Source organism: Shewanella violacea DSS12 (assembly GCF_000091325.1).
GTDB classification, from domain to species: domain Bacteria; phylum Pseudomonadota; class Gammaproteobacteria; order Enterobacterales; family Shewanellaceae; genus Shewanella; species Shewanella violacea.
In genome coordinates, this window is the sequence record NC_014012.1 from 3,635,865 (window position 1) to 3,651,205 (window position 15,341).

Annotated in this window: 8 protein-coding genes; 5 read left to right on the forward strand and 3 right to left on the reverse strand. The window is 45.3% G+C overall.

Translation table 11 applies throughout. The features are described 5' to 3' along the window. The first annotated feature begins 255 nt into the window (after positions 1 to 255). Positions 256 to 2,370 (forward strand): TonB-dependent siderophore receptor, encoded by a 2,115-nt coding sequence (locus SVI_RS15160; protein WP_013052479.1) that lies wholly within the window; start codon positions 256 to 258, stop codon positions 2,368 to 2,370. A 95-nt stretch (positions 2,371 to 2,465) separates the two neighbouring features. On the opposite strand, the gene SVI_RS15165 is transcribed toward SVI_RS15160, so the two are convergent. Together SVI_RS15165 and SVI_RS15170 are read right to left on the reverse strand one after the other, a co-directional pair. Further along, positions 2,466 to 3,497 (reverse strand): hypothetical protein, encoded by a 1,032-nt coding sequence (locus SVI_RS15165; RefSeq protein ID WP_013052480.1) that lies wholly within the window; start codon positions 3,495 to 3,497, stop codon positions 2,466 to 2,468. Positions 3,498 to 4,170: 673 nt separating this feature from the next. Beyond that, positions 4,171 to 4,959 (reverse strand): AraC family transcriptional regulator, encoded by a 789-nt coding sequence (locus SVI_RS15170; protein WP_013052481.1) that lies wholly within the window; start codon positions 4,957 to 4,959, stop codon positions 4,171 to 4,173. Between the two features lie 652 nt (positions 4,960 to 5,611). On the opposite strand from SVI_RS15170, the gene SVI_RS15175 reads away from it, so the two are divergent. The 4 genes from SVI_RS15175 (at position 5,612) to SVI_RS15190 (ending at position 13,653) form a co-directional block, all read left to right on the forward strand. Beyond that, complete coding sequence (locus tag SVI_RS15175; RefSeq protein WP_041420002.1) at positions 5,612 to 6,784, forward strand: efflux RND transporter periplasmic adaptor subunit; 1,173 nt, start codon at positions 5,612 to 5,614, stop codon at positions 6,782 to 6,784. Positions 6,785 to 6,804: 20 nt separating this feature from the next. Further along, positions 6,805 to 9,948, forward strand: a complete 3,144-nt coding sequence (locus SVI_RS15180) for an efflux RND transporter permease subunit (RefSeq protein WP_013052484.1) — start codon at positions 6,805 to 6,807, stop codon at positions 9,946 to 9,948. A gap of 307 nt (positions 9,949 to 10,255) precedes the next feature. Then, entirely contained in the window at positions 10,256 to 11,446 is a 1,191-nt protein-coding gene (locus tag SVI_RS15185; RefSeq protein WP_013052486.1) for a multidrug effflux MFS transporter, read from the forward strand. 917 nt (positions 11,447 to 12,363) lie between these two features. Further along, positions 12,364 to 13,653, forward strand: coding sequence for an O-acetylhomoserine aminocarboxypropyltransferase/cysteine synthase family protein (locus tag SVI_RS15190; protein ID WP_013052489.1), 1,290 nt, complete (start codon positions 12,364 to 12,366; stop codon positions 13,651 to 13,653). Positions 13,654 to 13,827: 174 nt separating this feature from the next. On the opposite strand, the gene SVI_RS15195 is transcribed toward SVI_RS15190, so the two are convergent. Continuing rightward, on the reverse strand, positions 13,828 to 15,039 hold the full coding sequence (locus SVI_RS15195) for an NnrS family protein (RefSeq protein ID WP_041420003.1): 1,212 nt from the start codon (positions 15,037 to 15,039) through the stop codon (positions 13,828 to 13,830). Positions 15,040 to 15,341: the final 302 nt, after the last annotated feature.

Here is a 15,341-nt window from a genome sequence, read left to right on the forward strand (position 1 = left end):
TCACACTAAGTAGCAGGAAAAAATAGATAAGTCCTGTGACTCCTTTCACATTTTTAACACTAATATCTAGAACGCCCCAAGCTTTGCATTAGTAGACTTGATATTGAGATTGATTATCAATAACATCGCGGTAAAATTTATACCACACTCACATAAACACCTTATTACTGCGCGTAAACATGATATGACTATCATATATTCATCTAATTTGCTTAGGGAAAGGCACCGCACAGATAGAGGTTTTAGGCTTACTCTATGAAGACCCAAGTTAAATTAATCTCTGCCGTCATCGCCGGCGTCCTCCACTCAACGGCATTTGCAGCCCCACAAATCAGTGAAGCTCCTGATGAGGCAAAAGTGGCAAACAGTGTCCAAGCCAAGCAAGATATCGAAGTGATAACAGTCGTTGGTCGCCAGCAGCACTACAAAACCGATCAGGCCCATGCCGCCATGCGCTCGGATGTGTCACTGCTTGATACTCCGCAATCGGTAACCGTTATCCCAACCGAAGTCATGGATGACCAGATGATCCTCACCTTGGGCGATGCACTGAAAAATGACGCCAGCGTCTCAATCGGTCGAGTCACCACAGACAGAGAAAGATTTAGCCTGCGAGGTTTCAGCCTAGACGAGAGTACCAACTTACTTAAAGATGGCCACCAGCACTTCTCTAAATATCGTTTACCTATGGCACTAGTAGATAATATCGAAGTCCTCAAAGGTCCATCTAGCTTGCTCTATGGTCAGTCTACTCCCGGCGGTCTAGTCAATCTTGTGACCAAGAAGCCAACCTATGATTCATTTTTAGAAGTTAGCGTAAAGGGTGACGACAATGGCTCGCTGCGAGGCATGCTCGATGCTGGTGGCAGCTTAAACCTAGACGAAACCATACGTTATCGCGCCATTATCGAGAAGCAAGACAATAATAACTGGCGTGAATACCAGGACGGTAGCGCTCAAGAGAGTGATTTCTTTGTCGGCAGCCTGATGACAGATTTCGACCTCAGTGACAGCCTCACCCTATCACTTCACTATGACAAATCCGATGAAGTGGCGGGCCAAGACAGCGGCGCCCTTGTCGATGACCAAGGCAATGCCATTGGCGGCGATGAGACTATCTGGGATATGCCCTGGACCAAGATCGATGCTCAGAGCGAGAACTATGGTGCCGATATCAGCTACCAGCTAACCGACGACTGGAATATTGATGCGGGCTATAACAAGCAGCATAACGAACGTGAGCGTTGGGAAAGCAAGCCGCAAACAGGTAGCTATGACCCAGATACCGGCAGCTACAAGAATAAACCCTATAACAAGCTGGAAGATTGGCAGCAAGAGTCCTCCTATTTCGACTTAGTCGGCACGGTCGAAGTTGCTGGCATGCAACATGACCTGCTGCTCGGTGGTAACTATCTCAAGCACGAATACAGCTCACTGAAAGTTAAAGGCAAGATGGACTCGGGTAATATAGATACCGGCGTCATCATCCCTCAGCCGGATCTGGATTATGCCGATGGCAAGTCACAAACAGAGCATTACAAATACTATGGCGTCTTCGCCCAAGACTTGATCACCTTTAACGATCAATGGCAGGTACTTGTTGGCGTACGTTATGACAAGCAGAAAAAGCCAGATGCCGATAGTCAATCTGTGCTACCTAAACTTGGAGTCATCTACCACCCGACAGACTATGGCTCAATCTACGTCAACTACAGTGAAAGCTTCGAGCCACAAGGCCGAGTTATGGATGATGAGGATGCCAACGATGGTATGGAGCTAGATCCAATCAAGGGCGAGATGTATGAGCTGGGCACTAAATGGGAACTGCTATCGGGCAAACTTCGCCTCAGCGCAGCACTATTTGATATCAAGCGCAGTAACATCATAGTCAATCAAGGTACATCCGATGACCCTATTACCACTCAAGGTGGAGTCCAGCGTCATAAGGGCTTTGAGTTAGGCGCCATAGGTCAGATCAACGATGACTTCTCATTGATCACCTCACTCATGTATCTTGATGCAGAATATGAAACCCATGATGAATTTCAGGGTAAGCGCCCCGAAGATGTCCCCGAGTGGACAGCCTCTATCTGGGCCAAATACTCGATCACAGATCGCGCCGCCTTCAACTTAGGTGCCTTCTACGAAGGAGACCGTTTCGGCGACGCCGATAACACTTTCGAGAAATCTGCCTACACCCGCATCGACACTGGTATCAGCTATATACTGCCAGTAGCCGGAAACGACCTGCAGCTAAGACTGAAAGTCGAGAACCTATTCGATGCAGACTACTTAGGTGGCGGCGAAAACGGTGAAGTGAATGTAGGTAAGCCAAGAAGCCTGAAGTTTGGGATTAGCTATAAGCTTTAGGGCTTAAATCCAATATTTCATTTAATATAATGACATCAAAAAGCCCGTACTTACGGGCTTTTTATTAGTTAATTACTCCTACTGTAGGAATGAAATTATAAACAAACAGCAGCAAGAAGGTTAACATTACCTTTATCAAGATCTGTTTCTTCAATATCAAGTTCATCATCACTTGCATCTACAGAAATCATACCTCTATCTTTATTTTTACCCTTGCCTTCTGCCCCTCCAGCTCCTTGAGTTAACACTATCTCAGCTGTTCCCTCTAGATCTTCATCTGGCTCAGGTAAATCACAAATATAACTCACAGCTAGAGTAGCAGTTAAACCTGAATATACTACGGGAGCTGTAGGAGTAAATTCGCAAGAATATCCCAACTCTTTATAATTGATACTTAACGAGCCAACAGGTTGAATAGTAGCATCCTCTCCACCAGTACAAGCTTCACTTTCTAAGGTACCTATCGCTCCAGAGAAGGAATACATTCCTCTACTGCCTTTTTGTGAACTATCACCAGCTTTACCACTCACTTTGGCATAATCGGCCACACAATCAGTCATAAATGCCATATCGTCCCAACGAACATCAACGGTGTCATCTCCTGTATGTCCAAGATGAGAATTATCATGGGGCATACCATCAATGGTAACAGTTGCTGACATAGCCCACGCTGGGATATTGCCAGCTAGAGTCATCTCTTCATAATCAAGATTAGCAACATCAGAGCTAGTTGAAAATGGACCATCAACATTAAACTGCACCATCATGCCTGCAACCGAGGCATAATCTACAGCATCTACAGTCTCCACAAGAGGGTTGTCGTAATAACCACTTAACTCAAATGTCGCTAAACCATAAGGAGAACATTCATCAAGCTCAGCGAACATCTGCGAAGCACTACCACCAATGTCTTCATCTGCACTAATAAACATGGACCAATCATCAGTTCTTGCACTTGAAACATCATCAAGTCGAGCAGCTTCGCCAGTAGTTGACCACTCTCCTCCAGCCCCTTCAAAGCCTTCGTTAGCTAAATGTTCATTTACAAAGTGACCTGCTAACACCAAGCCACTGAGCCCAAACATGACCGCCATGCTCACGGCTAATATTTTCTTAGATTTAATCATTACTCTCTCCAGATAAACTTATTAACTAAGCTGCGAGCTTATCCAGAGGGCAGTTTAATTGATTGAGCCGACCCGGCTTTCTTTTAACTCTTAACTCTTAGCGAGAAAATATTAACGACTACTCACTACTTCTTACTTCTTGCATCTTACTTATTGCTTTAGCTGGTAGGATTTTTCTGTACCTAGCTATTACAACTGATATAACTGAGTCGGAATACATTTTTTACCACAAACTATCGTCCGCTCCGTGTCTGGTGGTGTCTGTCATTAGCTTACTTACATCTTGGTTCATCATCTAAAATTTAGTTATTCCAGTGCCTTGTAGGCACCCATTTATATGCAAGTTGCAATGCATTTTGAGTTGCATCCTGCATGGTTAAAATATAGTACAAACTCAGTAACAATGCGGAATTGAAGCATGTAACATCCAGCGATTAATTCTGGAGTTTTAGGTCCTAATTGAACTAAGCCCATAAAAACTATTATCTAAAATAGATATTCAATGAATATACAAGCCAGTAACTGTAAATATGTTGATCCAATTAATAATCTGCATATTTAAATTCCAAGAGGATTTCTATCCAAATAGTTCTAATACTGCCGATTATCGCCAATATGTTTTCTAATGGTATGTGTCGTTCAATCCTAGAACTCTCAGATTAATTTAATTCCTTCAAGCGTGAATAAATCGACTCGGCGTCTCGCCCATATGCTGCTTAAAAAAGCTGATAAAGGCGCTATCACTGGAAAAATCCAGAGAAAAAGCCACTTCCGAGATACTTCCGCCCTCGGCGAGTCGTACTATTGCCCCATGTAGCCGCCACTGCTGACGCCAAGCCTGATAAGGCATTCCGGTTTGCCTGATGAAGATACGCGAAATGGTTTTCTCACTGGCACCAATCATTTTGGCCATTTGATTCAGTGGCTGAGGCAAGGTATCTCCAGACATCACTTTTATTAGCCAAGATTTCAAACGAGGATCATCAGGAATAGGCAGTGGCAACATCTCTTCCGGCGCTACCAGCAACTCCTCGATAAACAGGGCCAGTAGGTTCTTTTGTTGCTCGGCTGGCATATCCCATGGCCACAGAGACATACGCTCGATAAGCTGTTTAAACAGGTCGTTAACGCCAATAATTTTTATCTTGTCAGGCAAGCCGATAAAGGAAGCGGTATCGAAGTACAGAGAACGACATGTCACCACATCACGCATCTGCATTTTGGCACAATGCACTATTCCCTCTGGGATCCAGGCGGCTTTGGTCGGCGGTAATACATATTGCATCTGCTCCAGAGCTATGGTGATACAACCTTCTGGAGCATACAGCAGCTGTGACTTCTTATGGCTGTGAACGCCTGAGTCATAAGACCCTATCCCTGAAGCAATGCCGACCACCTGAGCGTTGTAATCGTCTAAGCTCGCTAACACCTCTGCTGCACAATCTGAGTTTATAATCGCCATAAGTCTTAATTCTGATATTAAATGCCTCTATCATTGTAATCAGACATCCCGCTGATTGCTATAGTTCTCGGCAGCAGATTTATTATTCAATGCCACCAAGTCACCTCCCACAAGAATGAGAGCCTATTGCTAGAGCGGATAAATCTGCAACTAAGTGAAAGTAACCAGGCTTAAATAAGAAACAGCAAAGAAGAAGGAGAAAACTCACGACTCAGAGATTATCGACATCAGAAGTAACTTGCTTCCCGGCAATCCCGATCCCATTGCGGATCGGATTACTTTTAGCCACAAGAATACCTACAGCCATAACTAAGCCCATGCTCCCGAGCCTCTCGACGCCTTAGACAATATGCTACCTACTCACCTTGTTACGTGATAATCCGCAGTTATCGGCTCTGGCAGGCAAGCTGAAATTATGAGTCTTACTCGTATTTCACAACTATGTCCTTAAGTTACTATTTAATGTCCAAATCCTAATATTGGTTCAGAATTATTCATTTTATACTGCTCATTGTTTGTTGCCCTTGTTTATTTATGAGGTACAGCGAGTTCAGGTTTTACACCAATATTTATGTTTCCAAATATATGCCAAATAGTACTTATTACTGTTCGGATTACTCTATTTGGTTCTGTTTCTATGATAGGAGTTCTTATGTGGCAAATAGTGAAGCTTGCCTCTTTTATGAGTATGGCGTTATGGATAACGGCCTGTGGACAAAATAATAACCCTAAGCAAGGCCATACGCCTGACAACACTGAAGTGAGTGTTATTAAGGTTAAGAGTCAATCTCTGGATATTCAAGTCGAACTACCAGGCCGCAGTAAGGCCTTCCTCGAGGCTGAAGTCAGACCTCAAGCCTCGGGTATTATCATCGAACGTAGCTTTATCGAAGGCAGCAATGTTAAGAAGGGTCAGTCTCTGTATCAAATAGATTCGGCCACATATAAAGCAAAATTACTCAGTGTTGAAGCAGAGCTGGCCAGTGCCAATGCTAATCTGATATTGGCTAGAGCGACTATGACTCGTTATAAGGTGCTGATTAAAACTAATGTCGAAAGTCTGGAAAAATTGGATGAGAAAATTGCGACTTATAAAGTAGCACTAGCAAAAGTTGTGGTAGCTAAAGCGGCGATTAATACCGCCAAGATTAATTTGGTCTATACGGAAGTGAAGGCACCTATCTCAGGTAGGATCAGTAAATCTAATGTCACCGTTGGGGCGTTAGTCTCATCTGATAACCCAAAAACCCTGGCAAGGATTCAACAGTTAGACCCCATCAATGTGGATATCGCGCAATCCAGTGCACAGCTATTGCGGCTAAAGGCCAAGCTTAAACAAGGTAAATTACAGGTAACCGATAACGCCGATGTGCAGCTAATTCTTGAAAATGGTACACCCTATGGTTATTCAGGTGTATTGCAATTTTCCGAGGTGAGTGTCGATGAGAATACCGGCTCGGTGACCTTAAGGGCCAAGTTCCCCAACCCCAATGGTTTATTATTACCGGGGATGTATGTGCGTGCAGTTCTCAATGCAGGTACCGATCCACAAGCGATTCTGGTACCCCAGGAAGCGCTCACTCGCAACACTAAGGGCCAAGCTGTCGTTATGTTAGTCAATAATGAAAGCAAGGTCGAATCCCGAGTCGTGACCACTGCCGAAGTGATCGATCATCAATGGCGTATAACACATGGTCTTGCCGTCGGGGACACCCTTATTGTCAAAGGATTGCAAATGATTCATCCCGGCGATCCTGTTAAGCCTATCGCTGCCTCTTCTGATAAATCCGTAAATATGCTCGCCAATCAATCGGCCAACCAGTAATAACAATTAAAGGTAGACTTATGTCTCGTTTCTTTATCGATCGCCCTATTTTTGCATGGGTGATCGCCATTATAGTAATGCTGGCTGGGGTCTTGTCGATATTCAAGCTCCCGGTATCTCAGTATCCAAGCATTGCACCGCCAACCGTAGTGATCTGGGCTATGTACCCTGGTGCCTCCGCTAAGACCATGGAGGATTCGGTTACTCAAGTCATCGAACAACGCATGACAGGTATCGACAACCTACGCTACATATCTTCCACCAGTGATAGCTTCGGCAATGCAGAAATCACCTTAACCTTCAATGCCGAGGCCGATCCAGATATTGCTCAGGTACAGGTGCAAAATAAGCTTCAATTGGCAATGCCACAGCTACCATTAGAAGTTCAGCAACAAGGTGTTAAGGTCACTAAGTCTAGCGAAGGTTTTTTGATGCTTGTCGGCTTCGTATCCAAAGATGACTCTCTGGATAAGAATGATATCTCTGACTATGTTGCATCTAATATTCAAGATCCTCTGAGCCGTGTACCTGGTGTCGGTAATATTGAGTTATTTGGTGCTCAGTATGCGATGCGCATCTGGCTAGATCCTCTAAAACTGACCGAATACCATCTAACCAGCATAGATATCATGGCGTCCATTCGTGAGCAAAATGCACAGATTTCTGCGGGTCAACTCGGTGCATCACCAGCCCTTCCAGGGCAAGTGCTGAACGCAACAGTATCGGCTCAAAGTCGTTTACAAACCCCAGACCAGTTTAAGAAAATCATTATTAAAGCTGATTCTTCGGGTGCGAAAGTTTTACTGGAGGATGTGGCTCGTGTTGAATTAGGCGGTGAAAGCTATACGGTAAACTCCTTCTACAACGGCAAGCCTACAGTCGGTATAGCTATACATTTAGCAACGGGTGCTAATGCGATAGCCACTGCTGATGCAGTTCGGGAAGAAATTGCTGAAATGCAGCCATTCCTCCCTAAAGGCGTAGAAGTGGTTTATCCCTATGACACAACACCATTCGTTGAAAGATCCATTGAAGGTGTAGTGCATACCTTGCTTGAGGCGGTGGTCTTAGTATTCCTCATCATGTATCTGTTCCTGCAGAACTTACGGGCGACACTTATTCCAACCATCGCCGTGCCTGTGGTGTTATTGGGGACTTTCGCCATTTTGTCAGCCGCAGGCTTCTCGATTAATACCTTGACCATGTTTGCTATGGTCCTGGCGATTGGTCTACTGGTTGATGATGCTATCGTGGTGGTGGAAAACGTCGAGCGTGTGATGCAAGAAGAGGGACTGAGCCCCGTAGAAGCCACCAAAAAATCCATGGGGCAGATCACCGGAGCTCTAGTAGGGATTGGCCTGACTCTGGCTGCGGTATTCGTGCCCATGGCATTTATGTCCGGCTCCACAGGGGTTATTTACCGTCAGTTTTCAGTCACTATCATCTCAGCCATGGGACTCTCGGTGATGGTAGCCTTAATTCTGACTCCGGCTCTGTGCGCCACAATGCTTAAACCGATTAAGAAAGATCAGAGTCATACCCAGACAGGTTTCTTCGGCTGGTTTAACCGTAGCTTCGATAAGCTGACATCAGGCTACACCAACAGTGTAACCGCCATGATCAAGCGTACAGGTCGTGTCATGTTGATCTATCTGGGTCTGGTTATTGCTATGGCTTGGATCTTCATCCATATGCCAACTGCCTTCCTGCCCGATGAAGATCAAGGGATCATGTTTAATCAGGCAGTCTTGCCGGTAAACTCGAGTCTTGAGAGTACCGAGAAGGTGATGAAAAGAGTCACTGACTACTATCTCAATGATGAGAGTGAAAATGTTAACTCGATATTTAGTGTCTCAGGCTTCAGCTTTGCCGGACGCGGCCAGAATATGGGGGTCAACTTCGTCAGCATGAAAGATTGGAGTGAACGAGAAGGTGCCGGACAAGACATTAAGTCAGTAGCTGATCGTGCCATGACTCAGTTTAAGCTGATAAAAGATGCCTCTGTCGTTGCATTCGTGCCTCCAGCGGTGATCGAGTTGGGTACGGCGAACGGTTTCGATTTCTATTTGCAAGACAGAAATGGCCAAGGTCATGAAAAACTTGTGGAAGCGAGAAATATGCTGCTGGACATGGCAAAGGAAAATCCCAATCTGATAAATGTACGTCCAAATGGGCCGGAAGATGCCCCTATCTATCAGGTCAATATAGATCAGGCTAAGATCAGAGCATTAGGTGTCGATATTGACTCGGTAAATAGTGTACTGGGTACCGCCTGGGGCGGTTCATACGTGAATGATTTCATCGATCGCGGCCGAATTAAGAAGGTATACGTACAGGGCGAAGCCAAGTACCGCATGAAGCCGGGAGATCTCGATAGCTGGTATGTGAAAAATAATGAGGGGGAGATGGTCTCTTTCTCGGAATTTTCAACAGGAACCTGGGAAAAGTCCTCGCCGCTTCTAGCACGTTTTAATAGTTTACCTGCGATAAATATCTTGGGCGAAACAGCACCTGGTTATAGTTCTGGTACTGCCATGGCCGATATCGAAGAGATGGCGAAGAGATTACCAGCTGGATTTGGTATCGAGTGGAATGGTCTATCCTATGAGGAACGTCTCTCGGGTGATCAGGCTCCAGCTCTGTATGCCCTGTCTATCATAGTGGTATTTCTGGTTCTAGCAGCCCTCTATGAAAGTTGGTCTGTGCCATTCTCGGTTATTTTAGTGGTTCCATTGGGGGTTATTGGTGCACTTATCACCATGAATTCTCGCGGATTACCTAATGATGTTTTCTTTCAGGTCGCCCTGTTAACCACAGTAGGACTGGCGACGAAGAACGCCATTCTGATCGTGGAATTTGCCAAGGAATACTACGAGAAAGGGACCCCCCTTGTCGATGCAACACTGCATGCGGTACGTGTACGTCTGCGTCCAATCTTGATGACCTCGTTAGCCTTCGGCTTAGGCGTATTACCTTTAGCTATCAGTACCGGTGTCGGCTCAGGTAGTCAAAACGCCATAGGTACAGCCGTACTGGGTGGCATGATGAGCTCAACCTTCATGGGGATATTCTTTATCCCAATATTCTTCGTGGTTGTCGAGCGTATCTTCAACAAAAGCAAACAGCAGAAGGCGCTCAAATCCGAGGAGAGTACACCTCAATAAGAGGCCATGGTCTCGATTTAATTGTATCGTTAAAAATGATAATAACTGTGATACCAGTAGGTATTTTTCTCATTTGATTCAGTGGCTGGCCAAGGTCTCTACAGACATAACTTGTGCCAGCCGAGCTTCAAACGAAGGCTCTTGAGGAATAGGCAGGACAAACATCTCTTCTACGCAGTTTGAGCTTACAAACGCCACATGTCTTTATTTTGATGTTATACGTCCTTATTGTTGTGATCAGACACCCCCTTGATTGCTATAGTTCTCGGCATCAGATTTACTATTAAATGCCACGGAGTAACATCCTATGAAAACAATGCCAAATCTCTGGCTTATATTGGCTTTAGTGATGTTTCCACAAGTTGTCGAAACCATCTATAGCCCGGCCTTACCTCACATATCACACGCGTTTGGGGTGACAGCCCAAACAGCCTCACAGACAATATCTGTGTATTTTATCGCTTTCGCCTTCGGGGTACTTGTTTGGGGAAGGCTAAGTGACACCTTAGGTCGTAGAAAAGCCATGCTGTTTGGATTAGTCACCTATGGTTTAGGTGCCACACTGGCTATTTTTGCAACCAGTTTTGAGACCCTAATGTTGGCCAGAATCCTATCGGCTTTCGGTGCAGCCACAGGTTCAGTCGTGACCCAGGCTATGCTACGAGACTGCTATAAAGGTGCCGAACTGACTAAGGCATTCTCACTGATCACCATGGGTGTTTCTATCAGCCCGGTTATTGGATTATTGAGTGGCGGCATTATCGTGACTCATTTCGGCTATAGCGGAATATTCTGCAGCTTGCTGATGCTAGCCATCGCACTTTGGCTGCTGGCTATTCTCACTCTGTCTGAAACTAATCCAGACATGAGTGCTAACGCCGAATCAGATAAAGGACCCGAAATTGGCATTTTGCAGCTGGCTAAACAGATGAGCCGAGACACTAAGTTATGGTGTAACGCTGGCCTGATAGCAGCCTTTAATATCATGCTATATAGCTACTACTCACTGGGTCCCTTTATCTTTCATGATTTAGGCATGAGCTCGACTGATTTTGGCTATAGCGGCGTCCTGTTACCCATAGGTACAATACTGGGAAGCTTGCTGAGTAAACGTCTGATATCTAAAGGCTGGCAGTCACACCAATTGATCTCGGCCGCCTCAGTGCTGGCCTTAATTTTCGCCTTTGGTGTCTGGTTACTCAGGTCTGATCTGCTGTTCTTAATACCCATGATAGGCATGTTACTTTGTAGTGGCATGGCATTACCCAATATCTTTAGTAAAGCGTTAGAAAATTATCGACACGCAGTAGGCACAGCTGGCGCCCTGTTTGGGTTAACTTATTATTTACTGTTCGGTGCGGGACTAGCGCTCACAGGGATATTACAAGACCTGGGGATGGCACTCATCTTGAGTGCAAGCTTATCTTGCTTACTCAGCGTAAAACTAAACCTTGGCGTTGTGGCAAATAAGTTGTTGCAAGAAAGTTCTTGCAAATAAACAGTGCCTAAATAGTTAACTAAGCTCAAAGCTGGGATGGTAGATATCTTTAGTGCAGGCTTATCTTGCTTACTCAGTGTCAAACTAAACCTTGGCACTGTTGCAAGAAAGCTGGTGCAAATAAGTTATTGCAAGAAAGTTCTTGCAAATAAACAGTGCCAAGATAGTTAACTAAGCTCAAAGCTGGGATGGCGGATATCTTGAGTGCAAGCTTATCTTGCTTACTCAGTGTAAAACTAAACCTTGGCACTGTTGCAAGAAAACTGGTGCAAATAAGTTATTGCAAGAAAGTTCTTGCAAATAAACAGTGCCAAGATAGTTAACTAAGCTCAAAGCTGGGATGGCAAATATCTTTAGTGCAGGCTTATCTTGCTTACTCAGTGTAAAACTAAACCTTGGCACTGTTGCAAGAAAACTGGTGCAAATAAGTTATTGCAAGAAAGTTCTTGCAAATAAACAGTGCCAAGATAGTTAACTAAGCTCAAAGCTGGGATGGCAAATATCTTTAGTGCAGGCTTATCTTGCTTACTCAGTGTAAAACTAAACCTTGGCACTGTTGCAAGAAAACTGGTGCAAATAAGTTATTGCAAGAAAGTTCTTGCAAATAAACAGTGCCAAGATAGTTAACTAAGCTCAAAGCTGGGATGGTAGATATCTTTTAATTATCGATATTTTCCATCCCTTTTTGATTTATGCTCTGTATAACAAACACCAGATATATCTATGTTCTGAAAGCCCTACAGCTAATCATCGCCAAGGTCGCTACCAAACCCATATCCGTGAATTTAATGTGTACTGCCCACCTCCCCCAGATTTATTGACCTGGGTCTTTACACAAAACCAAAAAAAACATTTAGACTTCTAGACGTCCACTTGCTATGTTCATATTTCATTCAAAAGGAATTAGGAAGACAAAGATGAAACTAGAGTCACTGGCACTGCACCACGGATATAAATCAGAAGCCACCACCAAGGCCGCCGCTGTCCCCATCTATCAAACCACTTCCTACACCTTCGATGACACTCAACACGGCGCCGACCTGTTCGATCTGAAAGTGCCGGGTAACATTTATACCCGTATCATGAATCCGACAACGGATGTACTTGAACAGAGATTAGCGGCGATTGAAGGTGGTGTCGGTGCACTCGCGGTCGCATCAGGCATGGCGGCAATCACCTATGCCATTCAAGCCCTGACCCAAGTGGGTGACAATATCGTCAGCACTAGTCAGCTCTATGGCGGAACCTATAACCTATTTGCTCACACTCTTCCTCGCCAGGGCGTCGATGTACGCATGGCGGCATCTGATGACTATGCAGGCTTAGAAGCCCATATCGATGCCAAGACTAAGGCGCTTTTTTGCGAGTCTATCGGTAACCCGGCGGGCAATATTGTCAATCTGCAACGTTTAGCCGAGATTGCCCATAAGCACGGCGTGCCTTTGATTGTCGATAATACTGTCGCCACCCCAGTCCTGTGTAAACCGTTTGAATTTGGCGCCGATATTGTGATCCATTCCCTGACTAAATATATCGGCGGTCACGGCACAACCATAGGCGGAGTGATCATAGATTCCGGTAAGTTCGATTGGACCGCAGAGCCTGAGCGTTTCGCCCTGCTTAATGAGCCAGACCCGTCTTATCATGGAGTGGTCTACACCGACGCCTTCGGCCCAGCCGCCTTTATCGGACGATGCCGCGTGGTGCCACTGAGAAATACCGGCGCTGCACTTGCACCACAAAGCGCCTTCTTACTGCTACAAGGTTTGGAAACTCTGGCCTTGAGAATGGAGCGTCACTGTAGCAACGCACTAACATTGGCCGAGTATCTCGAGCAACACCCAAGAGTCAGTTGGGTCAACTACGCGGCGCTGCCAAACAGCCCATTTCAGGATATGTGTCATAAAATCACCGGCGGTAAAGCATCGGGGATCATCAGCTTCGGCATAAAATCCAGCCTGAACTGTGATAGCAAGGAAGCGGGCGGCCGTTTCATCGATGCTCTACAGATGATTTTACGTTTAGTCAATATTGGCGATGCCAAGTCCCTCGCCTGTCACCCGGCATCAACGACCCACAGACAACTCGATGCCGACGAGCTCGCCAAGGCCGGTGTATCGGAAGACTTAATCCGCATATCTGTGGGGATCGAGCACATAGATGACATCATCAGTGATGTGTCTCAGGCACTGGAGCAAGCCGAATAGTTTAAGAAGAAAAGCTCTTTAAGGACAATTCATAAAGAGCTTTTATTTTCTAATCAGCAGGTTTCACCTAAGGAATATATCGATTAAAAATAGACTATTCCATCTCAAACGCTTAACCAATCGAATCGAATATCTAGGTTCCATAATCATAATGCACAGCGATTAATACAGCGATTAACCCGGTCTTCCATCCACTCGGGGACTCGATAACACTGGGACGTAATGCCAGACAAACAGACCGAAAGCGATAAACCAGAAACCACCGGAAATCCATAACCAGGTCTGATAATAATCCGGCATTAGGGTCGGCATCAGTGCTCTAAATAGAGCCGCCAGTGCGATACTTGCAAACGCTAAGGACATCTTAGGTCCGGCATAGATGTTACGCCCAGTATGACCCAAGGAAACACGGGAGATCATTGACAGACAAACCCCCGCCAAGGTGCCTATAGCAAATAGGTGCAGCAGATTGCGATAGACCATAAGGTTATCGATATTCCAGGCAAGCGCGAGTAAGGTAACAGGCAATAACATGTAACTGATATGCAGTGACCAGAGCATAGGTTCTTTCAGCGTTTTATGGGGGTACCAGCGAGCCCAACGAGCGAGATGCAGTACACCGGCAACCACTAACAATCCTTGTTCGACAGCCATAGGTAAAAACTGACCAATGGCTTGGATCACCAAGAGTAGCATCACCAAAATTAGGGCTTTCTCTAATAGAGGAATAGCCTCGCGCTTCTCCTGCTTAATCCGAATAGCAGTAAAGAAGGGAATGACTCGGCCACCGACGATAGTGATCAGCAGCGCCATCCACCAGATCATCGCCTGCCAGATATGGTTTGACAGGGTAAAGTCTCTCTCACTCAGGGCGTAGTAGCTCAGTAAGTTGATGCACAAGGCCAGAAACAACATGATAGGAAAGCCAATATTGTGCCACTGCTTGACCTTATAGACGCTAGTCCATAGCTTTAGTGCAGTTAAGCCTAAGAAGAGTGAATCAAACAGAGCCGGCACTAATAACGGAATATCGAAGGGAAGCAAGAGTAAAACTCGCGCCGTCAGCCAACAGAAAAACGTCACCGCTAAGCCAATACCTGACAAGCCTGGCTGATTGGTCCAGTTCTTTACCGCAGTCAGCAAGAAACCAGCAACGATCGCCATGGCGAAACCAAATAACATCTCATGGGGGTGCCACCAAAGTGGTACTACCTTGCTCCATACTTGAGTCTGAAATAGGCTGTATTGCGGCATAAACCAGGTAACTAGCCAGAGTGGAATATACAAGGCTGCCAGTACAGCTCCCCCTAAGAAGAAAGGTCTGAAAGCTAATCGCCAGATAGCAGGGATTTTATCTGTCACCGCAGGATCATCAATATTAAGCATCAAGGTCACTCCAAAAAATAACATGCATTATATTTACATGTTTATATTGAGACCTATTTTATGCCTGAGTCCTGCACATGACAATCAATATAGCCCTAGATGTCCCTCTTGTTTGCGAGATCTGTGACGCGCCCCCTTTAATGGGCTATGCCGCTATTTCGAGTCTTATATTGATATTAGTACACAGCTTGCTGAGCTTATTCAGTCTATGTCGACATTTTTTTCACTCCATGGTCAATAAACTTCCACTGAGATAGGCCTAACCAAGCGCATTTATCGAATTTAGATTGATAAATACAAGT

Coding starts and splice junctions, on each gene's coding strand:
- SVI_RS15165 (WP_013052480.1), bottom strand. CDS start 3,497: ATGATTAAATCTAAGAAAATATTAGCCGTGAGCATGGCGGTCATGTTT.
- SVI_RS15180 (WP_013052484.1), top strand. CDS start 6,805: ATGTCTCGTTTCTTTATCGATCGCCCTATTTTTGCATGGGTGATCGCC.
- SVI_RS15185 (WP_013052486.1), top strand. CDS start 10,256: ATGAAAACAATGCCAAATCTCTGGCTTATATTGGCTTTAGTGATGTTT.
- SVI_RS15170 (WP_013052481.1), bottom strand. CDS start 4,959: ATGGCGATTATAAACTCAGATTGTGCAGCAGAGGTGTTAGCGAGCTTA.
- SVI_RS15160 (WP_013052479.1), top strand. CDS start 256: ATGAAGACCCAAGTTAAATTAATCTCTGCCGTCATCGCCGGCGTCCTC.
- SVI_RS15195 (WP_041420003.1), bottom strand. CDS start 15,039: ATGCTTAATATTGATGATCCTGCGGTGACAGATAAAATCCCTGCTATC.
- SVI_RS15190 (WP_013052489.1), top strand. CDS start 12,364: ATGAAACTAGAGTCACTGGCACTGCACCACGGATATAAATCAGAAGCC.
- SVI_RS15175 (WP_041420002.1), top strand. CDS start 5,612: ATGTGGCAAATAGTGAAGCTTGCCTCTTTTATGAGTATGGCGTTATGG.